This window comes from Paenibacillus sp. J23TS9 (assembly GCF_018403225.1).
Classification (GTDB): Bacteria; Bacillota; Bacilli; order Paenibacillales; family Paenibacillaceae; genus Paenibacillus_AQ.
On record NZ_BOSG01000001.1, the window covers coordinates 649625 to 675747 of the forward strand.

The window sequence follows — 26123 nt, forward strand, 5'->3', positions numbered from 1 at the left end:
AATTATCCGAATCCATCATAACACGAAAGACGAGGTGCGCAAATGGCAAAGCACTTTAGATTTATCCGTCTCGGTCTCCGGAACTTCGCCGGGCTTGAAGGTGACACAGCGGTTGAGTACGGCGATATTACCAAACTGTCCGGCAAAAATGGCGAAGGAAAATCATCCATTGGTACAGGTCCTGTATGGGCTTTCTGCGGCACGGACATTAACGGGAGCAAATATAATCCGTCTCCAACAACCTACGAGTTTGATCGTGTTTACTCAGCCCTGACCTTGGAGGTTGATGGAGAGCAAATCGAATTCGCTAGGGAGATCGACGAGAAGGGCAAGAACGCCACGTACATCAATTCGGTTCCCACTAAAGCCAAGGAATATGAGGAAGTGGTGGCTGCCTTATTCGATAAAGAGGATTTCCTTGCGATGTACAATCCAGGCTACTTTTTTACCCAACACTGGTCCAAGCAACGTGAGCAGGTCCTGAAATACTCCATTCCGCCGGCTAAGTCCGAAGTGCTTAAGGAAATGAGCCGGACAAGCCCGGATCAGAAAGCTAAGGAAATTAAGTTGAATCCAGCGGCAGCCAAGCTGGACGAGCTCATGAAGAAGCACTCGCTAGACGATCTGCAAAAAATTCACGGCGGCACGGGCGGGCAGAAATCGAAGCTGGAGAAGCAGCACATCGCCGCGCAGAGCCGGACCAGAACACTGCAGGAGCAGCTTGATCGTCTGCCCGATAGCTCAGGCAAAGATTTGGAATCATTACGATCCTCGGAAGCTGAATTACGAGAGCAAATCAAGATCGCCGATGCATTGCCTGCTAAGGCTCATGAAATCGAAATGAAGCACCGAGAAGTGGCAACCAAACTCCATCTACAACGTGAAAAAATCAACCAAAGTAAAGAGCGTTTCCTGGTGTTGCATGGTGAACAAATCGAAGGACATTGTCCAACATGCAAACAGGCTTTGGACAAAAAGTCTGTAGCCGCTGCTCAGGAGAACAAGGATACCCGTGTTGCTAAAGCTCGCGAAGCACACCAAGAACTCATTGATAAACGCATTGAACTGGAAGATGAGCTTGCAAGTATTATTCCCATCGATGTTGGTGACCTACCAAAGCAGGTTCGAGAACTGGAGAATCAGCTAAACGTCGTGCTGGATGATATCCGTAACCAGATAGCCTGCGAGAGAATAGAAGCTGATGTTACCGCAGCGAAAAAGGCCGAATCCGACACGCTCACCAACCTGAAAGAGTCCATATTCATATTGGACGCGATCAAAGCATATCGCGCCAAGGAAGCCGAGCTCCAGGCTGAAAAGGTCCAGTCGCTATTCACCAGATTGAAGATTCGCCTCTTCAAGTATGTAAAGACCAGCGGAGAGTATGAACCGGACTTCTCGATCCAGATGGACGGCAAAGATTATGTGTCCTTGTCTGTAGGAGAAAAAATCACTGCCGGGCTTGAACTAACCGAGGTGCTGCACAAGCAATCCGGCCTGATCGTTCCAACATTCATCGATGGGATCGGCGAGTACACAGGAAAGATTGCAGTATACGACCAGCTGATCACTGCAAGGGCGGTACACGATCAGGAGCTCAAGATCGAAACGGAGGTAGCAGTCAGATGATTAAAACAGTAACTTTTCAAAATTACAGATACTTCAGTGGTCCTTCATCTGATGCGTTTGTGATTAGACGTATTGAGAACGAACAAACAATCAGACTGGCACTGCCTTTCCACGAGGATACGCCAAACATTGATCTTACAATTTCTGAATCTCTCAATCTTAGAAATGCTCTTGAAGAACTAATTGATCTGAAGCTATTGAAAGGCCCTTCAGCTGCGGTATCTGTGGTACTAGAAACTGAAAAGCTGTTTCCTGAAACATTCGTTACTATTGCCGATCAGTCAAGGCTGAGTGCTCTATTTGAAAAATTCTCAGGCGATACAAGATCCGCCCGTAGGGCAAGATCGGCACTTAAGGATGCCATTGAAATACTCGGTTTGCGGTCGGGGGTGTACGAATATTGAAAAACGGTAAAAACCCATCTCGCCGCCAGAAGATCGCAATCAAAGAAGCAGGCTTTAACCCGGATAACTGGCTGGTATGCAAAGCGCTAGACGACCGTCTTGAACTCACCCATCGCTTAACCGGCACTACCAAAATCATTTACTTATAGGAGGCAATCATTCATATGGGAAATAATTCGCAAATCATGACACTCACTCCTGAAATCAAAGAAGTGTTCCCAGCAGAAGTTCTTGATGTAATCCGTACATCCCTTTGCCCCACAGCATCAGATCCGGAATTCCTTCTCTTTGCTCATAAAGCTGCATCTTACCGACTCGATCCATTCAAAAACGAAATCTTCTTTATCAAATATGGTAACCAGGCTCGCATCCAGTTCGCAGCGGAAGCATACCTCGCCAAAGCTCGTGAAAAGGAGGGCTTTCAGGCGCCAGACACTCAAACCGTTTGCGCGAATGACACCTTCAAAGCCCGTAAATTCAAAAATGAAAAGGGTGAGGACGACTGGGAGATTATCGATCATGAGGTTACTTTCCCACGCGGTTCCATCGTTGGTGCCTATTCCATCGCTTATCGAGACGGGTACCGTCCTGTCACTGTTTTTGTGGACAAGGAGCATATCGCACATGTCTATACCGGACAGAACAAGGACAATTGGAACAAATGGGAGCCGGATATGATCGGTAAGCATGCCGAACAGCGGGCGCTTAAAAAGCAATACGGCTTGGAGTTTGGTGACGAAAATGTTGAACAGCCGCCAGTTGCCGTCACTGATTCCTATGAACGCAAAGACGTGACGCCTGAGTCTGAAGCGATCAAAACAACGTCTAAACCTGAGCCTACCAAGGAAAAAGACGATGATGCCGAACAAAAAGTGCAGTTAAAAACTGAAATGAAGCGGAAATACAAACAGCTCGGCATCACAACATCCGAGGGAATCATATCTCACCGAGAAGAGTTTATGACGGTGAAGGGGAACGAGCCGACGATCGCAGAGGTAAAGGCTTACCTCAAAATCATGGACCTGCAAATTCAAGAAAAACAGGCAGCAGAGCAAGCAAACGACGAACTGCCATTGTAAGCCATGAAGCCGCTAATCGAGATCTACCAGCTTACGCCTGATTGTCAGGTATGTGGTGATGAAATAAGTCTCGGCGATGAAAAGAAGTACCACCAGCTGCGGGTATGCAAGACCTGCAAATGGGAACTGGAGGTGGACAGGAAGCATGATAGACGGAAGCAATCCCGAGCAGCTCGACCTGTTCGGAGGGGCTGACCTAGTCCCGCCGGCTCCCACCCAGGAAGTACTGAACGGCGTGTACTATGAGCAGGCGACGGGGCTGTTTGTATCCTTTGTCCTCGGGCGCCGGCATTATGAATGGGCCGCTAAGGGGTGCACCTTTGACAAGGAATGGCGGGAGAAAACAATGAGGGAGCGTGCGATATGAAAGTCGACATCCTTGCATCCGGTTCATCCGGTAACTGCATTGCGGTAACATCCGGCGAGCAGATCATCCTGATCGATGCCGGCATTCCGAAAACGAAGATTGAAAAGCGGTTGCTGGCCGCGGGCATCCGGCCGGATCACATCGAAGGGATATTCATCACTCATGCTCATAGCGACCATGTGAAGGGACTGCCGCTGGCTAACAAATTCCGGATCCCGGTATGGGCTACGGACGGAGAATGGAAAGGGATATCCGGTGTAGATGATGAGCTGCGGCGGACTGTGGAGAGCAGGTTTAGCAAATACGAGATGATAGAGCTCGGTGGACTCCACGTTTATCCCTTCAAGGTCCACCATGATGCATACGAGCCTGTCGGTTATGCAGTGGAGTATGACTACGGCGGCCGCGCTTGCATCGTTCTGGATACGGGCCATGTAGACGAAGACATCATCGACATGATGGAGGGTCAGGTCATCATTATCGAGGCAAACCACGATCCTGACTTGGTGCCGCTATGCAGCCGGCCGGACTCCGTTAAGACCCGTATCCTCTCCGACATTGGTCACCTGAGTAACGAGCAAACAGCGGCGGCCTTGCAGCAAGTCGTACGGGGCCGCGGGGAGCAGATATACCTAACGCACTTGTCGGGCGAGAACAATAACCCGCAGCTAGCGGAGATGACTGTAAAGGCGGCGCTCCGGCAGAGGGGATTCGAAGCAGGAAAACATTACACGATCGAGGTGGTATAAATGCTTTCAGATATTACGGTCTTCGACTTTGAAACAACAGGATTGAATGCTCAGACAGAGCGTGTTATCGAAATGGCGGCAATCAGGGTGACCGGGGGTGAGATCGTAACCAGTTTCCATGCACTGGTCAAGCCAGGACGATTATTGGAACCCAAGATCACGGAAATTACAGGCATTACAGATGACATGCTTGTTGATGCGATGGATGAGTCTCTCGCCTTCCGTATCCTTCGGAACATAATGGGAGACAGCCTGCTGGTTGCTCACAATGCGGCTTTCGACCTTCAATTCTTGCACCATGCGCTGCAGCGTCTCGCCGGAAAGACGTTCACCAATCCATTTATCGATACGCTGACGATCAGCCGAGAACGGCATACCTACCCTCATAAGCTGACGGATATGTGTGGTAAATACGGAATTGAGTTGGAAGGAGCTCATCGAGCGCTAAATGACGTAATCGGCTGCTGGGAATTGCTTAAGGCTATGCACGAAGCAGATCCGATTGATCGGTATCTTAATAAGCTTGGATATTTGAGCAAATACGGTCCTCCTGCATGGGCTCCTCAATACGCTTATCTGTTTGGGACTTCAAATAAATTTGAACCTCGTGAGGTGGGATAAATGCAATCGTACAAAAACGTTTATACGGCCGATGAATACAAACGCCTGGAGGAACTGAAAGATGCAGCGTTGGAACAGAACGGAATTTTCAAGCAGCAGCGCGACAAGGCTATCGGCGACCTCGCCCGGCATGCGCAGACCATAGTTGATATTCAAAATGAAAAGCTGGTGCTTCTCCAGCAGATAGAACGGACGATTGATGAGAAGAAGGTGAGGCTCCCATGGGACGTGGCGAACGCACTAAAAGCATTAACAGATGCCAAATATTCAACATTCGGAATAATGCATCACGGAAACAAGCCCGAGTACGCTGAAGATCATCACGACGAATTGCGTATTATTCAGACGTTTTGCAACACAACAACTCCGGATGACCAACCAAGTAATGGTGATCTGATTATACTGGCACTGGTCAATGGTTACACCGTCGAGCTCGAACCACGCGACAAGGTAAAGCAACTCATCGAGAAATGGTACGCCGTTCCCGGCGATGTAACCGACGCTGAACTGTACGATCTTTCCGATGGCATCATTGATCTGTTGCAAAAAACATCCTGAACGTTGGTGAGGTGGAATGGCGAACGTCCAGAAGGAACACGGCTTCGCGCCAATCGCTAATGAGATTTTAGACGCGATATGTCAGTACACCTTCAATGGCGCGCAACTGCGTATCGTACTCAAGGTATGGAGATTGACGTATGGGTACAGCAGGAAGGACCATGATTTTTCAATTTCCTTTTTACAGCAAACGACAGGGTTGTCGGATCGGACCATAAAAAAAGAGATCGCAACCCTAGTCAAAGAAAAGGTGCTGGTTGTAACCAAACCAGAAACCAGCACTACAGCACGAAAGCTCGCATTCAACAAAGATTATGATCAATGGACTATATCGAAAAGTGGTGATCAATCGGTGAAGCAAGATGACCTGTTTTCAATCACCGAGGGGAAGTATTGTTCACCCCCTGAAGATGGGGAGAGGGGGGAAGGATCGTTCACCCCTGAGGGGAAGTATCCTTCACCTCCAGATGGTGTTTTGGGGGGAAGTATTGTTCCCCCATATAAAGAAAAAGATCTTTTAAAGAAAAGTATTAAAGATAATATAGCGATGTTTGAACAATTCTATGAAATCTATCCAAGAAAGATCTCAAAAGCCTATGCGAAAAAAGTATGGGGAAAGCTCTGTAAGGATATTGAATTCGACTCAGACATTGTTATTCGAAATACAGCCAATTTTGCAGAAACGCATAGGCTGCTTAAGACAGATAAAAAGCACATTCCGCATCCCTCCACATACTTAAACCAAAAGCGGTATGAGGATTATGTCGTTGTTGATCCGGAAGGACTGTCCCAGGTGACAGAACCAAAGAAGACTGGCAGTGTCCTGAACCGGATGCTGAAAGAGGAGTTGATGATCAGTGAACCGAGCTCAAGTTCTGTGGATCCTAAATTATCTATCGGCAGCGTACCGGAGCTTTACGATTGATCCAGATGAAGCGGAGGGTGTTGTGAACGTTTGGATGGATATTCTCCAGAACGTACCTTTTGAAACGGCTCAGCAGGAAACCAGAAGGCTCTGCCGTTTAAAGACAGATTTCGCTCCAACTCCTGCTGAAATCTATCAAGCTTGTACTGAAAGCAGCTCTACGTTGACCGTCTACCAGATTCAGCAGAAAGAACATGAGCAGCAGCTATTGGAGCTCCAAGAGTATCACGAAAGGGAAGAAGTAAAACCGATGCCGGAACATATCGCTAATCGGCTGGATCAACTCTTTGCGGGGATGCGGGTGAACGAAGATGAATCTTGAAGCAGAACGCGCCGTCCTTGGGTCACTCCTCAAAGATCACGAACTGATGGATGATTGTTACCTTGCGCCGGACGACTTCAGCGAGGAGGAAGACAACCGCACACTGTTCAAAGTCCTACAGTTCGCCAAGGAGCATTTTGAAGGAGAGAAGGAACCATTCGATCCAGTGCTCCTGGTAACGAAATGGGGCGAGCGGCTGAAGAATGTCGGCGGAATATCCAGGCTAATGTCTCTGCGTCAGTCAGTGCCCAGCACAGCAGGATTCAACCATTACCAACAAAGTGTACGAGCAGATAGGATTCAGCGTGAAATACAAGAGGTCGGCCGACAGATTGCAGCTACTGGTGGAGGCGATCTTTCCGAGCTCCGACTCAAAATGAATGTATTGGCAGAGCTTCAGCGCGGTCAAGAAGGTACAGGTCCGGTTCACATGGCATCCATTCTCGAAGGCCATGGACAAACCATTATGAAACGGGCTCAAACGCAAGGCGTAACTGGGGCGAATACCGCCAATCATGAAATGAATCAGATGAGCGGAGGACACCAACCGGGTGACCTGGAGATTATAGCGGCCCGCCCGAGTATGGGGAAAACGCAGTATGTCCTGAATGATATGGACGCCGTTACTAAATCGGGTTGGTCGGCTGTCATCTTCTCTCTTGAAATGGGCGCTTTAAAGATGGTAGAGCGTTTGGTATCCAGTATTGGCGGCATTAAGAACAAAAAAATCAAGTCCGGCCTAATGTCGGATAACGATTGGGATTCATATAGCAAAGCTGTGGAGATCATAGCAAACCGAAATTTGTTCATCGATGATACTCCGGGAGCAACTGTTGAGTATGTACGGCAGCAGGTGAAGCAGCTCAAGAAGAAATATGCCAAGTTGGTCGTGTATGTGGATTATCTTCAGTTCCTTAACACCGAGCGGAAATTTTCAAAAAACAATGAACGAGTTGGGCACATCACCAAAGTGCTTAAAGGGATTGCTCGCGAGTTTAACGTCTGTGTTGTTGCCATATCTGCAGTCGGCCGGGATTGTGAGAAGAAACCAGACAAGCGGCCTTTGATGTCCGATCTCCGGGAATCCGGTGATATCGAGAGTGATGCGGATGTGATCACATTCCTTTACAGAGATGAGTATTACAATGCCGATACCATCAAGAAGGACATCGTCGAGTTAATCGTTGCCAAGGGTCGGGATATCGGCACAGGAACCTTCGAAATGGTATTCAAAAAAGATACAGGCCGTTTTATCAACATGACCAAGGAAGAAAAGGAAAAGCTTGCAGAGAAGGTGAGAGAACGTGAGCGGCAAGGTCATTCAAAACGATGAGCAGTACGAAACGGCCAGGCTGGCGATCCTCAAAATGGCTGCCGACCTGGATGATCCGCTGAGCGGAATGACTGCGGCAGAACGCGAGAAAAAGAATATGGTTTATGACCGCACCGTCGATCTAATGACAAAGTACCGACGCGGCGGACTCGTCCAGCAGTTCCCGCATCTCCGAGAAATATACCAGCAGATCGGGTACCAGTGGCAGGAATTGGAGTCTGAACCTATACAGTCATCCGTAACAGAGCAGCAGCAGGAACCGCAGGAACAGAAAGAAGAGAAGCCATCCTCTAGGCTCTCAGGCTGGCTGGATGAATAGGAGGAAGGTGATTGAATCATGAGGTTTGTTGGAACTGACCCGGCTACCGCCACCGGATTTGTTGCCTTGGACGAGCAAGGTAATGTGTTGGAAGAAGTTGAACTCAAGGGCGCTGGCAAAACCATGAAAGGCGGAATCACAGATGAGCAGCTTGCAGACTTAGGGCATCAGCTGTATAAACATCTGAAACCTGGTGACGAGGTCGTCATGGAAGACGCGGCTCATGGTACACAGCGGGGTATAACCACTGGAATGATACATGGTGTTTTACGTTACATGATCCGTCGCAGGTCTTTGAGCCCGAATTTTGTAGCACCTGCCGCGGTCAAGAAATATGTAGGAGTAACTGGATGGGTAGGCGAGGCAGGTAATAAGAGGCGCCTGGTTGATAAGGAGAAGAAGAAAGCAATCAAGGATGCTGTTAAAGAGCACTTTGGATATACACATAAAAGCGACAACGTCATTGATGCTTATATCATCGCAAGAATAGCCTTAAATCTCTACCTGATGCGTGAATACAAGCCCTTGTTGGACACGCTCCCTTACCAGATCGAGGTTGTCGAAGCCATATTAAATAAAGCATAACAAACGCACAGGGAAGCCTGCGGCGGCGGGCAGTCACACCCATTTGAAGGAACAGCAGTTCTTATTTTGAGAGGATGAGTGTTAATGGGGACATCAATTCCCAGACGGGAAAACGAACTGAACGTATCTGGTCAGGGTGCTATAAAGACCTACACATTAACTCCAGAAGAGCTCGCAGCCATTCAACCAAAGCCCATACCAAAATCACATTCAACGCCCCTTGGTTTCAGAACAAAGGTCAAGAACACTAATCCTGAGGAGGTTAGATCAGATATGCCAAAGATCAAAAAAGAAGATTACCTGGAGCTGCGTGTTAAAGGTTCCTCACGCAAAGATGCAGCTAAGAAACTCGGTACCTCAAAACAAAGCTTGGAGACCTATTGGTTCGGTAAGTGGGGCATTAAGAGTGACGCTTCCGAAGAAGTGGAGATCGCTAGATATAAAGAGTTGCGCACCGAGAAGAGGCAGGAGGTTCCCGCCAATCAACTGGCAACAGAGATCAAGTCAGAGACATCCACTCCCCCGGCTCCGATCGAACCGGAAAAGACAACTCCAGCCCAAAAGCAGATTGAAGTAATCCCTTCGCTACCGGTGCAACTGACCCAGGAGCAGGCTGATGCACTTCGGTTAGTCCTACAGATTAAGCAACCGGACGAGATTGTTTTGCATCACTCTTCAACATTCATTGTTACTCGGGAGAGATGGCTGGATGCGCTGGACCCACTGAATGATCTGTCCATGGACGAAATGATCCGCGCTCTGTATTTCGGATTCGAAGCAGTAAAGACTCCCGATGAGCTGCTACTTCAGGAATTTGAAAATGCAGAGGCACGATTTGGGGCTCATTCGGGTGTTGCCTTTAGGACAGGTTTACAGATTGCCGCTGATATTTTAGGGCATAAGGTTGAGGGTGTGAATGGCTGAGACAAAAAGATTCAATGTCATAATTCCTCGTAAAAAACGTCTAGATGAGGCCGACCGCGCTAAGTTGGTTGCATATTGGCAAGGTGTGTACAACCGGAAGGAAAGAGAGATTATCGTTGATAACTTCGCCGGCGGTGGTGGTGCCAGTACAGGTATAGAGTTGGCTACCGGACGAAGTGTGGATATAGCAATTAACCATGATCCGGCTGCCATTGCGATGCACGAGGCAAATCACCCGGAAACCAAGCATTACTGCGAATCGGTTTGGGATGTTGATCCTCGAGAGGTAGCTGCAGGCCGTCCGGTGGGTCTGGTCTGGCTCTCTCCAGACTGCAAGCACTTCAGTAAGGCGAAAGGTGGAAAACCAGTAGAAAAGGCAATTCGAGGACTGGCATGGATTGCAGTTCGCTGGGCGGCAACGGTTCGACCTCGAGTCATCATGCTTGAGAATGTGGAAGAGTTTAAAACCTGGGGACCGCTCATGAAAGATGGTTATCCGGATCCTGACCAGAAAGGTCGGACATTTAATTGCTTCGTGAATGCTCTTCGTCGGCAAGGTTACAAGGTTGAATGGAAAGAGTTGAAGGCCTGTGATTATGGGGCTCCAACGATTCGGAAACGACTATTTTTAATCGCTCGTTGTGACGGCCGACCTATCGTATGGCCCGAACCGACCCACGGCGCACCGGATAGCCCGGAGGTAATGGCTGGAAAGCGGAAGCCTTGGCGAACGGCAGCGGAGATCATCGACTGGTCCATTCCCTGCCCGAGTATCTTTGAACGCAAGAAGCCACTGGCCGAGAATACGGAGCGACGGATCGCCAGAGGGATTCAGCGGTTTGTGACTAACAATCCCAAACCATTCATAGTCCGAGTCAATCACAGCGGATCAAACCACCACTATACGGATGATATTGATGAGCCATTCAAGACAATTACATCCAAAAACGGATGGGGGCTTGTCAGTCCGACGCTCATTGAAATCGGATATGGCGAAGGACCGGGACAGAATCCAAGAGTACCGGGGCTACAAAAGCCATTGGGGACAGTGGTTGCTGGAGGACGTAAGCATGCACTTGTAGCTGCTTTTCTTGCGAAGCACTACGGCGGCAATTATGCAGGGCCGGGAACTGATCTTGATTACCCGCTTAGTACAGTTACAACGGTTGATCATAACGCACTGGTTACGGCTCATATTGCTCGGCATTTTGGAGAGTCCGTTGGCAGCGCAGCAGACGATCCAATCGGTACAGTAACTGCAGGAGGTGGCGGTAAGAGTTCTCTTGTGACCAGCCATCTCATCAAACTGCGTGGAACATGCCAAGACGGCCAGCCGGTCACAGAACCGATGCCTACCATAACGGCAGGCGGATTACATGTTGGGGAAGTTAGAGCTTTCTTATTGAAATATTACGGCTCAGCTGACAACGGCCAGCAGCTGGACAATCCTTTGCATACAGTAACCACAAAAGATAGGTTCGGGCTGGTCACGGTCGAGGGTGTTGATTACCAGATTGTTGATATCGGCATGCGGATGCTGGAGCCACACGAACTATTCGCAGCACAGGGATTCCCAAGCAACTACATCATTAATCGGTATGCGGATGGTAAATCGGTTCCCAAGTCGGCCCAGGTGGCAAGATGCGGAAATAGTGTATCCCCCCTTATTCCCAAGGCATTTGTACTCGCGAATCTGCCAGAGATGTGTATGGGGTCGGGAAATACATTGAGCTACGAACGTTATAAGGAAGCGGTCGGGGCCGGACAGATGGAGTTTTCATTGTGAGGAGGGATAATCCCGATGAATGAGACGGATAAAGCTAATCCAATGGAAGAGATCCTGAAAATTTCAGATCAACTGCCTATGGCTGTTTTGGAGGATATTAACAAGCGAATAGGTGACTGGTTAGCGATGGGCGGGGAATCTACGGACCCATATATCGAACAGCAACTACGGTTTGCAAGAAGATTTGTGAAATGAGGAGAGATGAACGGATGAAATCCATTAATGAATATGTACAAGCAGCACATGAAAACGCGAAATCAAAAGGCTGGTGGGACGAGGATCGGAGTTTCGGTGAGATCATTGCCTTGATCCATTCCGAGGCCTCTGAGGCATTGGAGGATTATCGGAACGGAGAACACCCAAGGACAATGTGGTACGAAAGCAAAAGCAGGCCAGGGGAATGCTCTGATATGCAAAGTGAGGAATTTCGGAAACCTTGTGGCATTCCGTCCGAGTTGGCTGACATTGTAATTCGCGTGTTTGACGCCTGTGGGCGGTACAGTATCGACCTGGAACAAGCGATCCGGGAGAAGATGGCTTATAACGCGACGTGGCCGCAGCGGCACGGAGGGAAGAAATTGTGAGCGAAAAGACAGACATTGAAAAGATGATCGCTCCAGCTCGCCATTCTCTCCAGCATGTTCCACTGACTGAAAGCATGGTGATCGGCGGGACGATCGGAAAACTGCAGCGAGCACTTGAGGAGAAGGATGCAGTTATTAAAGAGCTGACCGGGATAAACGTGATCGATAAAGATAAACTCGTTGAGTTTATAGAATCTGAAATCATGTCTGCTAGGATCGTTGGAACAGGCAGCGATAAGGCAATTGAATGGGAGTGCAGAAGAATTCTCGAACGGATTAATGCCGGCATTTTCGATAAGTCGGAATAGCGCATTCCGACCGTATGACGCAGTAGACACAAAATGCGATACAAAGGAGGTTTTAAGATGAAAGTTGATTTAGTAGGGTTTGATATTGAAAGGGTTAAGGAAATCGCGGTTATGGAGGGTAAGGACCCGGAGACTTTGACAGAAGTTCAAATCTGGGAGATCGTTTCTCATGCTCTTAGATGTTACGAAATAGATTTATTGACGCATTATGCGAAGGGGAGAGATGAATAGTATGCCAAAAATCGAGGGATCAAAAGGTATTTGCCGATTGTGTTTTGAGCCTGTATGGGCAGACCAAGATTTTGTGATTAGTGAAAGTAAATTCTACTATCACAGCGGTTGTGCGAATAAAGTTCCTGATTTGAAGAAATGGGAAGACAAACATAGAAATCCACGTCGAGACTTGGACGGTACAAAAGCAAACTGAACAGTACGAACGAAAAGCTCATAAAGGAGAGGTCTGTGAAGATGAAGGATCAACCAGTTCTGTTTTACTGCAAGGATGGCACGCTGTATCCTGTGGCCCTCACAGCTGAGCAACAGCAAATGTTTGAAATGACGGTCAGCCTTCTTTCACCGCTTAAGGTGATTTCAGGTAAACCGCAAGGACAAGCAATTAATTTACTTTCAAATCGAGAGGAGCAATTATAAATGAAAACTAATATGAACGTACTGTTTAAATCGATGCAAAAGGATGACAAGAAGGAGATCCTCAAATTCGAAATCAAGGGATCGGAGGATGCTGGCGATGAAATGGAGCTGTTTGAGCTCTCTGGCAGTATTGTGGTGCTCTCCCTGGAAGTTGGTGGAGACGATGTGTGCGGTGGCATTTCTGCAGAGTTTGTCTCCATGCAGCGCGACAGCAAGAAGACTGTCATGAAGTTCGGCATCAAAGGTGATAAGGATGACAAGGCCCAGCAGCTTTATAAACTCGCTGGTCGAAACGTAACCCTGGGCGTGGCTCCAAGTCAGATGAGCATCGAGGAATTTAATGAGCCTCGTGAAGGTGTTCGCGGCAAGATCAATCCGGACGGAACAGTCGATGTGGATGATAAGAACCAAATGACTCTCGATGAGGTTGCTGCGGGTTCTGAGGAACAAGGGGAAGATGGTCCGACGATGCCTGAAAGTGACGATGATCTGCCGTTTTGATTGATTGCAACATGGCCCCGGCTTCGGTCGGGGAACATCTTAACAACGGGGTGAGACAGTGGGACAAATGAGCCTCGGGGATGAATTTCTTCCTGAACTGGATGCATCGAAAACAAAGAGGGCCGTCATTGATGCATTTGATAAATACCGGAAATGCAAATACCTAACGTTTGAAGATCGTGAAGCAAATGTCACTGCAGGTCTTAGCGATACTCCAAGGGGTTATACCGGAACAACCAGTGATCAGACAGGAGATATCGCAACGTACAACGTCGACAAACAAAATGAACGAAAAAAATACTGTTTGAAAGTTGAGAGGGCTGTGGCAAGACTCCCTCGAATGGAGAAGTTTCTAATCGAAAAGCGTTATATGTCCGAGGAAAGCAGTTATATAAACGATCAGCACATTTATAATTTTGAGTTCCAGCCGCCGATCAGTTGGACATTGTATAAGAAATATCGCTGGGAAGCTTTTTATAAACTCGCACTGCATTTGGGTATTGCTGTGAAAGTTGAAATTAGCGAGAAAGGGGAACCATCTAATGATCTATAAAAAAGAAGAACTGCCATTTGTCCTCAATCCTCAAGATATTCAAAAAATTCTGGCTATCGGTCGACGGCAGACTTATGAGTTACTGAAAGATCCACCCTTTACTGTTCAAAGGTTAGGCGGACGCGGTGTAATCAAAATTTCGAGGGATGATTTCTTTCGGTGGTTGGATGGAGAGAAAGGTTTAGAATCATAAGCAGGGGAGCTTGCCTCTTGCTTTTATAAAAAAACGGTAGTAACATACACCTAAGCAAGTGATGTCAAAGTAATTTCAAAACGGTAGGTTTTTGGTAGGATACTTGGTAGGAACAAGGGTAACATTCAGAGATTCAAAGGAAACGGAGAACCTGACCAATCTCTTGTAAACACTGGGGTTCCGACACTATCGGTCATGAAGTGGACATCATGAGCAATCATATTAATTGGTTTAATCCTTCGGGGCAGGGTGAAATTCCCTACCGGCGGTGATGATGCATATTGTTTCAAGGTGAGAAGCCATGAAGCGGATGCGTCTCAGTCCGTGACCCGGACGCGTGGCAAGTTGGCCCGCGTACGGTGGACCTGGTGCAAATCCGGGACCGACAGTATAGTCTGGATGGGAGAAGGAGAGGAAGCGCATGTTACATATTGTTCATGCGATGCCACCCAATAAAGCTTAGGCATGCGTGTCTTTTTTCACGTACTCTGGTGTGAACACAGATTGAACTATTATTTGTCTTGCTATCATTCTGCACCATTCACTTGTATGGGGAGAATCTGGTTAATCTGGTTATTCTTAGTTCATTCTAAATAGGGGAAGTTTATTTGGCTTACTCTGTATTCTGTATACCGGATAGTATGCGATCCATAAAAAAGACATTGTTATTTGCTATTCCTGCACACAGGATCTGTCTATAATTCATCATGACAGAAGCTTTATTTGCGTGTCTTCAAATTACTCTCAAGCTGCCCCCGGATGTTGATCCGGCGGGCTTTTTTTGTTGCATTTTGGAATAGGGAGGAGGTTGAGAAAGGCATGGAAACGGTTGTTAACGATGAATTTTATATGTCGCTGGCACTGGATATGGCGGAGCGTGCACAAGGACAAACAGGCATTAATCCGGTGGTAGGCTGTGTCATCGTTAAGGATGGTGCGCTTGTTGGGCTGGGAACGCATCTCCAGCGGGGAAGCGGGCATGCGGAAGTTCATGCTGTGGATATGGCCGGTAAAAAAGCTGAAGGAAGCAGCGTATATGTGACGCTAGAACCCTGCAGCCATTACGGCAAAACCCCGCCCTGCTGCGATCTGCTGGTGAAGGCCAAGGTGAAGCGGGTGATTATCGCCTGTGAAGATCCGAATCCGCAGGTCGCGGGTACAGGAATCGAAAGGCTCAGACAGAGCGGCATTGAAGTGAAGGTCGGTGTTTTAAGAGATCGAGCCATTCGCCAAAATGAGAAATTTATGAAATATATTACGACAGGTACCCCTTATGTGACCATCAAGACGGCGAGTACGCTGGACGGGAAGATTGCAACCGACACGGGTGACAGCAAGTGGATTTCGAATGAAGAGGCAAGGCGGCAGGTACACAGTCTCCGTCACCGGCATCAGGCCATCATGGTTGGCATCGGAACGGTTCAAGCTGATGATCCCGCACTGACGACAAGGCATGACGAGGTCGACGGCCTGCAGCCAATCCGAATCGTTGTGGATTCCAAGCTTCGTTTGTCCCCTGAATCCAGGATTTTCAGTGAAGGCCTATCTCCGGTTATCGTACTAACGACGGAGCAGGCGGATCCGCAGAAAGTGAAGCTCCTAAGGGACCTGGGAGCTGCCGTTCTCGCTTGCGGCAGTGGTCCTTCCGTGGATCTCAGGTTCGCTATGCAGGAACTGGGGCGCTTGGAGATCGGGTCCATATTGGTCGAAGGCGGAGGGACGCTGAACGGTTCACTGCTTAAAGAGCGTCTTGCAGACCGGATTATCATGTATTTGGCTCCGATGATTGTCGGTGGAAAAGCAGCCCCGGTTAATTTCAACTTTGAAGGGGTTCACCGTATCGCAGACGCTGTTACGCTCGATTCCCTGGAGATCGAACAGATCGGGAATAACATATCTGTAACGGGAATACCGGTGTGGCCAAAGTGATGAAGCTCAATAAATAAAGGAGAGATGGCATGTTTACCGGATTGGTAGAAGAAATCGGTATTCTGGATGGAATCACAAGACAGGGTGAAGCCCTGGTTCTAAGTATTAAGGCTTCTGTGATTATGGATGACATCCGGATCGGTGACAGCATTGCGGTGAACGGTGTGTGCCTGACAGCGACGAGGATTGGAAGCAGCGGATTTTCGGTGGATGTTACTCCGCAGACTTACCGGCATTCCAATCTGGCTCTTCTTAAACCGGGGAGCCAGATAAATCTGGAGCGAGCCATGAAGGCAAATGGACGCTTCGGAGGACATCTGGTGCAGGGGCATGTCGATATGACTGGTACAGTTCGCAGGTTATCCAAAGAACGAAATGCGGTACTGATTGATATTGCGCCCGATAGAACGGAAATGTCGGCATACATCATTCCTCAAGGATCGGTCACAGTAGATGGCGTCAGTCTTACGATTGCGCAGGTAGACGGGGATAGCTTCAGGGTATCCATCATCCCTCATACTATTGGTGAAACAGGTCTATCAGGCATTAGGGCAGGCAGCGTAGTGAATATCGAATGCGATATTATCGGCAAGTATGTGCATGCACTGCTTGGCCAGAGGGGTACAGAATCCGGGAGCCGTTCGAAGGGAATCAACCTTGAGATGCTGGCAGCGAACGGCTTTAATTAATGGACGTATATGATTTTCAGCAGAACAAAAGGGGGAATTGACATGATGGATCCATTCATATTTGACCCGATTGAAGACGCGCTTGAGGAACTTCGGGCAGGAAAGGTCATTATCGTGGTGGATGATGAGGACCGGGAGAACGAAGGGGATTTTGTTGCATTGGCAGAAAAGGCCACGCCAGAGGTTATTAACTTTATGATTACTGAAGGCCGGGGGCTGGTGTGCGTGCCGATCACACGAGAACGGGCGAAAGTACTTAAGCTGTCTCCCATGACAGAGCAAAACACCGACCATCACGGTACGGCTTTTACGGTATCGGTTGATTATAGAGATACAACTACGGGCATATCCGCTTTTGAACGCTCATTAACAGTAAAGGCTCTGACCGATCTGGCAGCCGCAGCCGCGGATTTTCGCCGACCCGGGCATATGTTTCCTCTGATCGCCAAGGATGGGGGCGTCCTGCGGCGGGCAGGTCATACCGAAGCAGCGGTGGATCTGGCAAGATTAAGCGGCTGCGCCCCCGCCGGCGTGATTTGTGAAATTATGAAAGAGGACGGAACGATGGCGAGACTTCCGGATTTACAGGGCATCGCGAATAAGCATAATCTGAAGCTGATATCGATCCAGGATTTGATTAAATTCCGCAATCAGCGAGAGCAGTTGGTCCACCGGGAAGCCGAGGTGCGGATGCCAACGGATTTCGGAGTCTTTCAGGCAGTAGCTTATACCAACGATGTGGATGATAAAGAGCATCTGGCACTTGTCAAAGGGACGATATCCAGTGAAACACCGGTGCTTGTGAGGGTGCACTCCGAATGCCTGACAGGGGACGTGTTCCATTCGCTGCGCTGCGACTGCGGTCCGCAATTCGCTGCAGCGCTCCGGCAGATCGAAGAAGAAGGCTCCGGCGTCTTGTTATACATGAGGCAGGAAGGCCGGGGAATCGGCCTGATTAACAAGTTAAAGGCTTATGAGCTGCAGGAGCAGGGGCTGGATACCGTGGATGCAAATCTCAAGCTGGGATTTCCGGCGGACCTTCGCGACTACGGCATCGGCGCTCAAATCCTTAAGGATCTGGGCGTTCGGCAAATCCGTCTTCTGACCAATAACCCGAGAAAGATCAAAGGTCTTGAAGGCCATGGTCTGGAAGTTGTCGAGCGTGTTCCGATTCAGATGGAAGCCGGAGTCGATAACAGCTGTTATTTGCATACGAAACAAACGAAGCTTGGACACATGCTGAGCATGGAATCTTAATCACATATAAGAGAGGTTGATATAGAAATGGCACATATTTTTGAAGGCAATTTGGTATCAAGCGGTTTAAAATACGGGATTGTGGTTGGAAGATTCAATGAATTTATTACAAGTAAGCTGCTCGGCGGCGCTCTCGATGGATTAAAGCGTCATGGTGCTGGTGAAGATGAAGTTGATGTGGCGTGGGTACCGGGAGCTTTTGAAATCCCGTTAGTTGCCAGCAAAATGGCCGAAAGCGGAAAGTATGACGCCGTGATTACTCTCGGAACCGTCATCCGCGGGGCCACTTCCCATTACGATGTGGTATGCAATGAAGTGGCCAAAGGCGTTGCCGCTACCAGTCTGAAGACAGGCGTTCCGGTCATCTTCGGCGTTCTGACGACAGACAGCATTGAGCAAGCCATCGAACGGGCGGGTACCAAGGCGGGGAACAAAGGCTACGAAGCGGCGACGTCAGCTATCGAAATGGCCAACCTGACAAAACAGTTTAAATAAGAATTCAAGGACAAGGAGGCACTCTTTTCATAGGGTGTCTTTTTTTTGCATGCTCCAATGATGGGCCCCCCTTATGTGATAATACGTCGATAGATGCTTTTCAAATCATCGGAGTCCTTCTGCATTACCGTCAAATGATAGGGTAACTTCCCGAAATACCTCGAAGGCTGGGTAGGTGTTTTTGCGTTTATTTATAGCTGATCTGCTCTATCATCCTCAATTTACAAACGCGATATTCTGCAGCAAAATACGGATCGCTCCCTGCAAACCGCCCAGCCAGGAAATCTAGACCATACCGGATAACAACGGTCAATATTTAAAGGTGAGGCTCGCGGCAAACGATTTGCCGGATGTATTTTATTTGAAGTCCTCCCAGTTGTCCGGGTACCAGGAGGCAGTTCTTTCACTTCATGGTTTTGAGGCGACCAAAGCCAACAAGTTCCCTGCCATATTTAGGAGATATCCTGGGTTTGCCGCTGGTATCCTTCTCTGTAAAATCTGAGTGATTTGGCGTTTGTAGCCCAAAAGATCATCGGATAATCTCTATGTGACAAGCTTACGAGCTTGACGAAACTGCAGAAATCATGCTTAGTTAATGTAGTGCCTTTACATAGGGCACTACATTTTTTTAATATAGAAGTAGAAGTAGTGCTGATAAAATTTGATAGATTGATCTATTATGGACGGAGGATAGGCCGTGAACACAGTATTATACAAGCTGGAGACATTTGAGGGTCCGCTCGATTTGCTGCTTCACCTGATAGACAAAGCGGAAATCAATATCCAGGATATCCCCGTCAGCGAGATTACCGACCAATATATGGAGTATTTGCACAGCATGCAGGAGCTGGAACTCGATATTACAAGTGAGTTTCTGGTGATGGCAGCCACGCTGCTATCCATTAAATCGAAGCTTCTATTACCGAAGCCCCCGGTTTTCATCATGGACGAATTTGATTTTTACGATGAAGAGGATCTTGATCCGCGTGCGGAGCTGGTGCAGAAGCTGATTGAATACCGGAAGTATAAAGGAATTGCCAAGCATTTGCAGGAGAAGGAATGGGAACGGAGCCTGCTCTATGCGAAAGAGCCAGAGGATTTGACTCCATGGGTGCCGGCGGTAACCGAGAATCCGGTGCGGGGCCTCCATGCTTCAGATTTGGTCGCCGCGTTCCAGAAAGCTCTCCGCAAAGCGGTTAAACGGACAACCTATACCCGCATTCAGCGGGATGAGATATCGGTCAAGGACCGGATCAGACAGGTCGTAAACGTACTTGAGCAGTCTGGGCGGGGCGGCAAAGTGCTGTTCTCCAGGCTTTTACATGAAGACATGATGAGACATGAGATCGTCGTAACCTTTCTGGCCATATTGGAGCTGATGAAGATGAAACAAATTCTATGTTATCAGGAAAAGCTCTTCGACGACATTGTAATGGAATGGAAAGGGGGAGAGCAGGATCATGGACTTTCCGAAATTGAAATCGATTATTGAGGGACTGCTGTTTCTCTCAGGGGATGAAGGCCTTACGGTCAAACAAATTGCCGAAATAGTGGATCACCGGGCAGAGCTTGTCGCTGATGCGCTCACGGAAATGAAAGAGGATTTTCAACAGCAGCAGCGGGGTATTCAGGTGCTGCAAATTGCAGGAAGCTACCAGCTGACCACGCTCGGGGATCATGCAGCATATTATGAGAAGCTGGCCTATTCGCCTTCCCGGTCCTCTCTGTCCCAGGCAGCGCTCGAAACGTTGGCCATCGTAGCCTACCGCCAGCCCATCACCCGGGTTGAGATAGAGGAGATCCGCGGTGTTAAATCGGAGCGTGCCATTCAGACGTTGGTACACAAGGACCTTATAGAAGAGATCGGCCGAGCAGAGGCGATTGGTCGGCCGATTTTATATGGGACCACAAAATCATTCCTCGATTATTTCGGCCTTCCAAGTCTACAGGCGCTTCCGGAACCGCAATTATTTGAAAGCACAGAAAATCTGGAGGAAGAAACACAGCTGCTGTTCGAAAAGCTTGACGGCAGACAGCTTACGATCGATGATGTGAACTAATTTGATGAATAGAACCGGTAATCTAGATCTTAGATTGCCGGTTTTTTATTGTGATCAGACGAAAAAGAAATCATGTCCAAATTGAGCTTAAAATAGAAATTCGAATCTTTTCCAGCTTTGTATGCCATACTATGTCCGAAGATAACGAATGGTCATTTGTAGGGGGCTATATTGTGTGGATTACGCTGGCTGTTATAGCCGTTATTCTCATATTGCTTGCCGCTGCCGCCATGTCGAACATCATCTGCACCATCCGTTTCAGCAAGGATGGTCATGATGATAAGGCAATAATCGACATCCATATGCTGTACGGACTGGTACGGTTTCATTATGAAATGCCCAAACTTGTGTTTGAAAATATGAAAAAAGGCTTTCTCCTTAAGCTTGAAAAAAGCAGCAACCTGAGCCGGAATTCGGGAAACACGACGCATACCCGGATTAATAAGAAAAAAACGGATTTATGGGCTCATGAAATCCGGATTTTGTTAAGATCGACCGCTTCATTAAAAAAATGGCTTCAGCGGACATTTTCCCATGTTCGGGTTCACGAGCTGAAGTGGTCAACTAATTTCTCAACAGGCGAAGCCGAGTGGACTGCCATCGCTTCGGGTGTATTATGGAGCATCAAAACAACGCTGATCGGCTGGTTATCCTTTCAGGTCCGTATGAAAAGCAGTCCCCGGATAAATGTCATTCCCGTGTTCAAAGACGAGATGCTTTTTTCGACGGAATTTTATTGTGTTTCCCGGCTATCCTTCGGTTACGCCCTATTCGCTGCCATTATTCTGTTATCACGGATTCTGAAAGTGGAAGGCGGATTGAAAAAATGGATTCGCTTATACCGACAGAGGAAAGGTAAGGGTAAGGGGCAGAAAGTTCCAAGTGTTTGACATGGAGATGAGTAAAATCCCTCCTACATACTCGATATGAAGTTGGGCAAACTAATTTTTGAAATGACCTTATTTAGATTTCATGAAGGAGGAAGCAGCAAATGACCGATCATCCAATTCAAGGCCTCATGCAGACCGCTATGGAAAACATCAAAGGCATGGTTGATGTGAATACAATTGTGGGAGATCCCGTTCAAACACCGGATGGCAGCGTGATTCTTCCGATCAGTAAAGTGGGGTTTGGGTTTGCAGCCGGAGGCAGCGATTTTAACGGAGAATATGCCGGTAAAGACGTTAACGCAAACGGCCAAAACCACAACGATCTTAAATCTTCCATGCCATTTGGCGGCGGTAGCGGCGGTGGTGTATCTATTCGTCCAATCGCGTTTCTTGTTGTGGGTAAAGAAGGTGTGCATATCGTGCCGCTGGATAATCAAACCCATCTGTTTGAGAAGCTGATCGACTCTGCACCGATGATGGTTGAAAAGATCCAGTCCATGTTCCAAACCAATCCTGCTGCAACCGCTGGCGTAAATACTACACAAACACCAGTCGAGCAACCCAATCCAACGTTTTATTAACACTTGCCCGTCCCCTTCCAGCCGGAGGGGATTTTTTTGTGTGAATGAACGCAGGGGCATAACCGCCCGAAGACAAGCATATACTTGTACAAGATTTTCAAGAATCCCGGAGGAAAGATAACCATGCGGATAAAATCAATCACTTGCTGGATCGCTATGATTGCACTTTTGCTGACCTGCAGCGTATCAGTTTCAGCGCAAAACAGACCATCTCTTCCTGAATTGTACACACATGCGCAGGCTGCCGCTTTGATCGATGTAACATCAGGGCGATTGCTGTATTCCAGCCATGGAGATGATGAGCTGCGGATTGCCAGCTTGACTAAAATCATGACGGCCATTGTTGCCATTGAACACGGAGATTTCAAGAAACCGGTCAAGGTTAGCAAAAATGCTTTTGGAAAAGAGGGCTCATCCATCTATCTCAAGCTGGGTGAAGAGATGACCCTTGAAAATATGCTTTACGGCCTAATGCTCCGTTCAGGGAATGATGCAGCTACGGCAATTGCCGAACATGTTGGCGGGTCAGAGGAAGGCTTTGTTTATTTAATGAATGAAGAAGCAAAACAGCTTGGTCTGGTGCATTCACATTTTGCCAACCCCCATGGGCTCGATGCGGAAGGTCATTATTCATCGGCGAATGATCTGGCCAAGCTGACAGCCTATGCACTGCATAATCCCGTTTTCCGGAATATCGTCAAGACACCAACCAAAAAAGCACCGAATCCTAATGAGTCCTGGGATTACAAATGGGATAACAAGAACAAAATGCTTAGATTGTACGATGGAGCCGATGGCGTGAAGACTGGGTATACCAAAAAAGCATTTCGCTGTCTGGTTAGCTCGGCAACACGCAATGGCCAGCAGTTGGTCGCTGTGACGCTGAATGATGGGGATGACTGGAATGATCATGGCAAAATGCTGGACTACGGCTTTGAATACTATCCCTTGTCCTCATTGATGGAGAAAGGGGAAGCTGTAAAGGGCTATGATCTGGTGGTAAGTAATACCTTCCAATATCCCTTTGCCAAAGGTGAACAGGATGGAGTCGAAAAAAAGCTGGTTCTCCATCAGCCTGTTAGAGAAGGGAGCACAGATGTAAGCTTTGGACTGCGGGGGGAAATACAGATTTATCTTGAGGGGAAGCAAGTGGGAGTGGTTCCGGTTTATCAGAAAGGAAGTTTCCTGCCTGCTGAAAAAGAACGGAATCCAGTCCAGAACACAATGGCTCCGGTGCATCCATCGACCTTTGCCGGAGCGCTGTCAGAAGTGGTTAAAAAACTGTTCCTGCAGCATGACTAACCGTCGATAATGGGAGAAGCGGGAGAGGAGAATGTCTAATGATCAATGTCATTTGGCTGGCGCTGATCGTCATCGGATTTGGGTTTGCAGCTGCGCAGGGGAATATAGAAATCGTAACCTCAGCTGCGTTTGACGGAGCCAAAACCGGTGTCACCGTATGTTTTGGGCTCATCAGTGTGCTGGTATTTTGGCTGGGAATGATGAAGCTGGCCGAGGACTCGGGGCTCCTTCAAAAAATTGCGAAGCTGATGAGCCCGGTCGTAAGATTCTTGTTCCCCGACGTGCCCAAAAACCATCCTGCAATGGGGTACATCCTTTCCAATATGAGTGCGAATTTGCTCGGACTTGGCAATGCAGCAACACCGATGGGGATTAAGGCGATGCAGGAACTGCAAACGCTGAATCCGGATAAAACCGCGGCAAGTCCGGCGATGTGTACACTGTTGGCCTTAAATACGGCGAGTATAACCTTAATTCCAACGACTTTGATTGCCATACGAATGAATTACCAGTCGGCCAACCCGACAGAAATCGTTGGCACAACGCTAGCAGCCACGATAGTGGCGACTCTTGCCGCGGTGGCGGCAGACAGATGGTACCGCAGGAAATTTTTGAACCGACATCCAAAGCCCCCAATTTTAATGGGTCCATCATCAGCCTTAAAACAGGACATTCCGGATATGAAAGGATGATTTCGGATGACTGCAATCATTAATATGATTTCAGCGTGGGCGATCCCTGTTTTGATCGCCTTCATTCCGCTTTTTGCCTTTACGAGAAGGGTGCCTGTGTACGAATCCTTTGTCATTGGTGCAAAGGAAGGCTTCCAAACGGCCATTCAGATCATACCCAATCTTGTTGGCATGATGGTAGCCATTAGCGTATTCAGGGCTTCCGGCGCACTGGACTTTTTTGTGGGCTGGACAGGCCCGTTTTTGCATCGGCTGGGAGTACCGAGTGAAATCTTACCCCTTGGACTTTTGCGCCCATTAACGGGTACAGGCTCACTCGCATTCGCTACAGATCTGATTTCGGTGTATGGGCCCGATTCCATGATTGGAAGGATGGCTTCTACGATTCAAGGCAGTACAGATACGACTCTGTATGTTTTAACTGTATATATGGGAGCGGTAGGCGTCCGTAATGGCAGGTACTCACTAAAAGTCGGTCTCTTTTCTGATGTGATCGGATTTATAGCTTCAATTGCCGTATGCCTTCTCTTTTTCGGCTGAAAATAATCCCCGTTTATGAGCGTAACGTAATGATAGACACCTCATATACTGTACCACGCATGAATTTGTACAGGGATTGAGGTGAAATCATGACATTTGAAGGCTTTATTATTCATCATTCCTCTTGCACGTCCATCAATGGAGTCGGCTATGATTTCTGGATCGGAGCGGACGGCTTCGTGACCTCGGCTCCTTTATTGACGGACCCATCCCATATTCATATCTGTCTGGAAGGCAATTTCAACAGGGACTACGAGCTGTTGGGTCCTGCTGAAAAACAGCAGCTTTTTATTGCCAGCAAACTCATTATGGAGCTGTCCAGACAGTATGACATTTCTCCCCTTTTTCTTTATCCGCACACACCTTCCTGTCCGGGAAAAGAATTTCCCTGGAATGAACTTGTGATTTACCCTTCTCACGGGTATCATTAGTTTGAGGTGACCTAATAAACAATGGAAAGATTACAGAAAATTTTAGCACAGGCAGGTATCGCATCTAGACGCAAATGCGAGGAATTGATACTGGCCGGCAAGGTGGAAGTTAACGGGGAAACCGTTACTGCGCTTGGAACAAAGGCGGACCCCGAACAAGATATCATCACGGTGGCAGGCAAGCCGATCAGAAATGAAAACAAGATTTACATTATGCTGAACAAACCCAAAGGCGTCATTACAAGTGCATCGGACCCTGCCGGACGCAAGATTGTTACGGATTATGTAAAAGGCATCAAGGAACGGATCTATCCGGTAGGACGTCTGGATTACGACACAGAGGGACTTCTGCTGCTGACAAATGATGGCGAATTTGCGAATATGCTGACGCATCCGAAGCATCATGTGCCCAAAACATATCTCGCGACCGTAGAGGGTATTCCTCACGGCAGCGAGCTGGACAAGCTGCGCGCGGGAATTAAGCTGGAGGACGGTATGACTTCCCCTGCAGAAGTCGAATATAAGGATATCGATACCGAGAAAAAAGAGGCTGTAATCAGCATTACGATTCATGAAGGCAGAAACCGTCAGGTGCGCCGGATGTTCGAAGCGATTTCCCATAAAGTCATCCGTCTGAAGCGGATTTCGTTCGGTGATTTGCTGCTCCAGAATCTGAAGCGCGGACTCTATCGTCATTTAACGAAGGATGAAATAGAGAGCCTGAAGAATATGGCTATATCCGGAAAACAGGGTAAAAAATAGCTCGGAAGGTCACACAATATTCATAACCAGCCTCCACAAATATGACATGTTTTCGATATAATTGTTCATAGGATGTTCAAAACCTGCGATGGAAAACATGAGAT

General features: G+C 48.0%; 37 protein-coding genes and 1 riboswitch. All 37 genes read left to right on the top strand.

From position 1 onward, the window contains the following. The first annotated feature begins 42 nt into the window (after positions 1 to 42). The 37 genes from KJS65_RS03240 to KJS65_RS03420 all read left to right on the top strand — a co-directional run bounded on the left by KJS65_RS03240 (position 43) and on the right by KJS65_RS03420 (position 26019). Positions 43 to 1629 (top strand): coiled-coil domain-containing protein, encoded by a 1587-nt coding sequence (locus tag KJS65_RS03240; RefSeq protein ID WP_213648546.1) that lies wholly within the window; start codon positions 43 to 45, stop codon positions 1627 to 1629. Continuing rightward, positions 1626 to 2033 (top strand): hypothetical protein, encoded by a 408-nt coding sequence (locus KJS65_RS03245; protein WP_213648547.1) that lies wholly within the window; start codon positions 1626 to 1628, stop codon positions 2031 to 2033. Before KJS65_RS03240 ends, KJS65_RS03245 begins: the two co-directional genes overlap by 4 nt. Continuing rightward, positions 2030 to 2182: a DUF6906 family protein gene (locus tag KJS65_RS03250; RefSeq protein WP_213648548.1), complete on the top strand. Its 153-nt coding sequence runs from the start codon at positions 2030 to 2032 to the stop codon at positions 2180 to 2182. The genes KJS65_RS03245 and KJS65_RS03250 overlap by 4 nt, the downstream gene beginning before the upstream one ends. A gap of 15 nt (positions 2183 to 2197) precedes the next feature. Then, a complete protein-coding gene (locus KJS65_RS03255; RefSeq protein ID WP_213648549.1) occupies positions 2198 to 3112 on the top strand; it encodes a RecT family recombinase in 915 nt (304 codons plus the stop codon). A 145-nt stretch (positions 3113 to 3257) separates the two neighbouring features. Further along, entirely contained in the window at positions 3258 to 3479 is a 222-nt protein-coding gene (locus tag KJS65_RS03260; RefSeq protein ID WP_213648550.1) for a hypothetical protein, read from the top strand. Next, entirely contained in the window at positions 3476 to 4228 is a 753-nt protein-coding gene (locus tag KJS65_RS03265; protein ID WP_213648551.1) for an MBL fold metallo-hydrolase, read from the top strand. The genes KJS65_RS03260 and KJS65_RS03265 overlap by 4 nt, the downstream gene beginning before the upstream one ends. Then, on the top strand, positions 4229 to 4849 hold the full coding sequence (locus KJS65_RS03270; RefSeq protein WP_213648552.1) for a 3'-5' exonuclease: 621 nt from the start codon (positions 4229 to 4231) through the stop codon (positions 4847 to 4849). After that, positions 4850 to 5407 (top strand): hypothetical protein, encoded by a 558-nt coding sequence (locus KJS65_RS03275; protein WP_213648553.1) that lies wholly within the window; start codon positions 4850 to 4852, stop codon positions 5405 to 5407. It begins immediately after the preceding gene. Between the two features lie 16 nt (positions 5408 to 5423). Continuing rightward, entirely contained in the window at positions 5424 to 6332 is a 909-nt protein-coding gene (locus KJS65_RS03280) for a replication protein (protein ID WP_213648554.1), read from the top strand. Between the two features lie 22 nt (positions 6333 to 6354). Continuing rightward, positions 6355 to 6654, top strand: a complete 300-nt coding sequence (locus tag KJS65_RS03285; protein ID WP_483874575.1) for a hypothetical protein — start codon at positions 6355 to 6357, stop codon at positions 6652 to 6654. Continuing rightward, positions 6644 to 7987: a replicative DNA helicase gene (locus tag KJS65_RS03290; RefSeq protein WP_213648556.1), complete on the top strand. Its 1344-nt coding sequence runs from the start codon at positions 6644 to 6646 to the stop codon at positions 7985 to 7987. Before KJS65_RS03285 ends, KJS65_RS03290 begins: the two co-directional genes overlap by 11 nt. Next, a complete protein-coding gene (locus tag KJS65_RS03295) occupies positions 7959 to 8306 on the top strand; it encodes a hypothetical protein (RefSeq protein ID WP_213648557.1) in 348 nt (115 codons plus the stop codon). The genes KJS65_RS03290 and KJS65_RS03295 overlap by 29 nt, the downstream gene beginning before the upstream one ends. Positions 8307 to 8324: 18 nt before the next feature. Further along, a complete protein-coding gene (locus tag KJS65_RS03300) occupies positions 8325 to 8891 on the top strand; it encodes a hypothetical protein (RefSeq protein ID WP_213648558.1) in 567 nt (188 codons plus the stop codon). Between the two features lie 84 nt (positions 8892 to 8975). Beyond that, on the top strand, positions 8976 to 9815 hold the full coding sequence (locus KJS65_RS03305) for a hypothetical protein (protein ID WP_213648559.1): 840 nt from the start codon (positions 8976 to 8978) through the stop codon (positions 9813 to 9815). Continuing rightward, positions 9808 to 11601 (top strand): DNA cytosine methyltransferase, encoded by a 1794-nt coding sequence (locus KJS65_RS03310; protein WP_213648560.1) that lies wholly within the window; start codon positions 9808 to 9810, stop codon positions 11599 to 11601. Before KJS65_RS03305 ends, KJS65_RS03310 begins: the two co-directional genes overlap by 8 nt. A gap of 15 nt (positions 11602 to 11616) precedes the next feature. Then, positions 11617 to 11796, top strand: coding sequence for a DUF6877 family protein (locus KJS65_RS03315; RefSeq protein WP_213648561.1), 180 nt, complete (start codon positions 11617 to 11619; stop codon positions 11794 to 11796). Positions 11797 to 11810: 14 nt separating this feature from the next. Beyond that, positions 11811 to 12185: a nucleoside triphosphate pyrophosphohydrolase family protein gene (locus KJS65_RS03320; RefSeq protein WP_213648562.1), complete on the top strand. Its 375-nt coding sequence runs from the start codon at positions 11811 to 11813 to the stop codon at positions 12183 to 12185. Next, entirely contained in the window at positions 12182 to 12493 is a 312-nt protein-coding gene (locus KJS65_RS03325) for a hypothetical protein (protein WP_213648563.1), read from the top strand. The genes KJS65_RS03320 and KJS65_RS03325 overlap by 4 nt, the downstream gene beginning before the upstream one ends. A 57-nt stretch (positions 12494 to 12550) precedes the next feature. Further along, positions 12551 to 12724, top strand: a complete 174-nt coding sequence (locus KJS65_RS03330) for a hypothetical protein (RefSeq protein ID WP_213648564.1) — start codon at positions 12551 to 12553, stop codon at positions 12722 to 12724. A gap of 1 nt (position 12725) precedes the next feature. Then, entirely contained in the window at positions 12726 to 12920 is a 195-nt protein-coding gene (locus tag KJS65_RS03335; protein WP_213648565.1) for a hypothetical protein, read from the top strand. Between the two features lie 41 nt (positions 12921 to 12961). Then, positions 12962 to 13144 (top strand): hypothetical protein, encoded by a 183-nt coding sequence (locus tag KJS65_RS03340; RefSeq protein WP_213648566.1) that lies wholly within the window; start codon positions 12962 to 12964, stop codon positions 13142 to 13144. Further along, positions 13145 to 13645 carry a hypothetical protein gene (locus KJS65_RS03345; protein WP_244864360.1) on the top strand — a complete coding sequence of 167 codons (501 nt, stop codon included), beginning with the start codon at positions 13145 to 13147 and terminating at the stop codon, positions 13643 to 13645. 67 nt (positions 13646 to 13712) lie between these two features. Continuing rightward, positions 13713 to 14198 carry an ArpU family phage packaging/lysis transcriptional regulator gene (locus tag KJS65_RS03350; RefSeq protein ID WP_213650612.1) on the top strand — a complete coding sequence of 162 codons (486 nt, stop codon included), beginning with the start codon at positions 13713 to 13715 and terminating at the stop codon, positions 14196 to 14198. Beyond that, complete coding sequence (locus tag KJS65_RS03355; protein ID WP_213648567.1) at positions 14188 to 14391, top strand: helix-turn-helix domain-containing protein; 204 nt, start codon at positions 14188 to 14190, stop codon at positions 14389 to 14391. Before KJS65_RS03350 ends, KJS65_RS03355 begins: the two co-directional genes overlap by 11 nt. Before the next feature lie 231 nt (positions 14392 to 14622). Continuing rightward, a riboswitch (FMN riboswitch) is annotated at positions 14623 to 14806 on the top strand. A gap of 404 nt (positions 14807 to 15210) precedes the next feature. Next, the gene (gene ribD, locus KJS65_RS03360) at positions 15211 to 16320 is read left to right on the top strand and encodes a bifunctional diaminohydroxyphosphoribosylaminopyrimidine deaminase/5-amino-6-(5-phosphoribosylamino)uracil reductase RibD (protein WP_213648568.1); all 1110 of its coding nucleotides are present in this window, start codon (positions 15211 to 15213) and stop codon (positions 16318 to 16320) included. 29 nt (positions 16321 to 16349) lie between these two features. Next, a complete protein-coding gene (ribE, locus tag KJS65_RS03365) occupies positions 16350 to 17009 on the top strand; it encodes a riboflavin synthase (RefSeq protein ID WP_213648569.1) in 660 nt (219 codons plus the stop codon). A 42-nt stretch (positions 17010 to 17051) separates the two neighbouring features. Then, the gene (locus KJS65_RS03370; protein ID WP_280531302.1) at positions 17052 to 18266 is read left to right on the top strand and encodes a bifunctional 3,4-dihydroxy-2-butanone-4-phosphate synthase/GTP cyclohydrolase II; all 1215 of its coding nucleotides are present in this window, start codon (positions 17052 to 17054) and stop codon (positions 18264 to 18266) included. Between the two features lie 27 nt (positions 18267 to 18293). Then, the gene (ribH, locus tag KJS65_RS03375; protein ID WP_213648570.1) at positions 18294 to 18761 is read left to right on the top strand and encodes a 6,7-dimethyl-8-ribityllumazine synthase; all 468 of its coding nucleotides are present in this window, start codon (positions 18294 to 18296) and stop codon (positions 18759 to 18761) included. Positions 18762 to 19458: 697 nt separating this feature from the next. Beyond that, complete coding sequence (locus KJS65_RS03380) at positions 19459 to 20253, top strand: segregation and condensation protein A (protein WP_136606234.1); 795 nt, start codon at positions 19459 to 19461, stop codon at positions 20251 to 20253. Next, a complete protein-coding gene (gene scpB, locus KJS65_RS03385) occupies positions 20222 to 20821 on the top strand; it encodes an SMC-Scp complex subunit ScpB (protein ID WP_213648571.1) in 600 nt (199 codons plus the stop codon). Before KJS65_RS03380 ends, scpB begins: the two co-directional genes overlap by 32 nt. Before the next feature lie 173 nt (positions 20822 to 20994). Continuing rightward, a complete protein-coding gene (locus KJS65_RS03390; RefSeq protein WP_213648572.1) occupies positions 20995 to 21711 on the top strand; it encodes a DUF2953 domain-containing protein in 717 nt (238 codons plus the stop codon). Between the two features lie 101 nt (positions 21712 to 21812). Next, positions 21813 to 22292 (top strand): GerW family sporulation protein, encoded by a 480-nt coding sequence (ytfJ, locus tag KJS65_RS03395; RefSeq protein WP_213648573.1) that lies wholly within the window; start codon positions 21813 to 21815, stop codon positions 22290 to 22292. Between the two features lie 123 nt (positions 22293 to 22415). Then, positions 22416 to 23594, top strand: coding sequence for a D-alanyl-D-alanine carboxypeptidase family protein (locus KJS65_RS03400; RefSeq protein WP_374706134.1), 1179 nt, complete (start codon positions 22416 to 22418; stop codon positions 23592 to 23594). 38 nt (positions 23595 to 23632) lie between these two features. Next, positions 23633 to 24286 (top strand): nucleoside recognition domain-containing protein, encoded by a 654-nt coding sequence (locus KJS65_RS03405; protein WP_213648574.1) that lies wholly within the window; start codon positions 23633 to 23635, stop codon positions 24284 to 24286. 6 nt (positions 24287 to 24292) lie between these two features. Then, positions 24293 to 24826, top strand: coding sequence for a spore maturation protein (locus tag KJS65_RS03410; protein WP_213648575.1), 534 nt, complete (start codon positions 24293 to 24295; stop codon positions 24824 to 24826). An 89-nt stretch (positions 24827 to 24915) separates the two neighbouring features. Continuing rightward, positions 24916 to 25257 (top strand): N-acetylmuramoyl-L-alanine amidase, encoded by a 342-nt coding sequence (locus tag KJS65_RS03415; RefSeq protein ID WP_136606227.1) that lies wholly within the window; start codon positions 24916 to 24918, stop codon positions 25255 to 25257. Between the two features lie 21 nt (positions 25258 to 25278). Next, positions 25279 to 26019, top strand: coding sequence for a pseudouridine synthase (locus KJS65_RS03420; RefSeq protein WP_136606226.1), 741 nt, complete (start codon positions 25279 to 25281; stop codon positions 26017 to 26019). Positions 26020 to 26123: the final 104 nt, after the last annotated feature.